The sequence below is a fragment of the Niastella vici genome, from assembly GCF_002077945.1.
GTDB classification, from domain to species: Bacteria; Bacteroidota; Bacteroidia; order Chitinophagales; family Chitinophagaceae; genus Niastella; species Niastella vici.
Genome location: NZ_LVYD01000017.1, coordinates 1 through 556, shown reverse-complemented (window position 1 = coordinate 556; position 556 = coordinate 1). Strand labels below are relative to the sequence as shown.

Annotated in this window: 1 protein-coding gene; it reads right to left on the bottom strand. The window is 50.5% G+C overall.

All coding sequences use genetic code 11. The features are described 5' to 3' along the window. A partial coding sequence (locus A3860_RS07470; RefSeq protein WP_143773990.1) for a carboxypeptidase regulatory-like domain-containing protein occupies positions 1-556 on the bottom strand: 556 nt, incomplete at both ends.

The window sequence follows — 556 nt, the reverse complement described above, 5'->3', positions numbered from 1 at the left end:
GCCTGATGATAATGCGATCTGCATTTCATAGGTATCGGGTATGGCATACAGGTTCTGTATGCTGTTGGTGATATAACCCGCTTTGCTGGTTTGTATGGAAATGGTTGCCGGTGTTTTGCCGGGCGCTACTGCTGAGGCCGGCACTGTCAACGAAAAATAACCTCTTGCATCGGTAGTAGTGGTATAGCTGCCTGCTTTTACCTGCACACCACCCAGGGCGCTGTTCAGATCAGCATCGCGCACATAACCGGTCAATACCATGTTGTTGCCTGGGGAAACCAGGGGCGAGGTATTGGTAGCTACTCTTGCTGTGGCTACATCGAGGTTGATGTCGGCATATACGCTGTCATCGGGGCCACCGGTAAAGGAAGTGCTGAGGGCAGTATAACCACTCTTTGAAAAAGCAAAAGTGTATTTGCCATTGTCGAGTCCATATACCAGTTTACCATTGGCATCGGTAGTAGTGCTGGCAGTAGTGCCATCGGGTTTGGTGATGGAAACTGCGGCACTGGCAATGGCCAGTCCGGTGCTTTGGTCTTTCACTGCGAATGACATA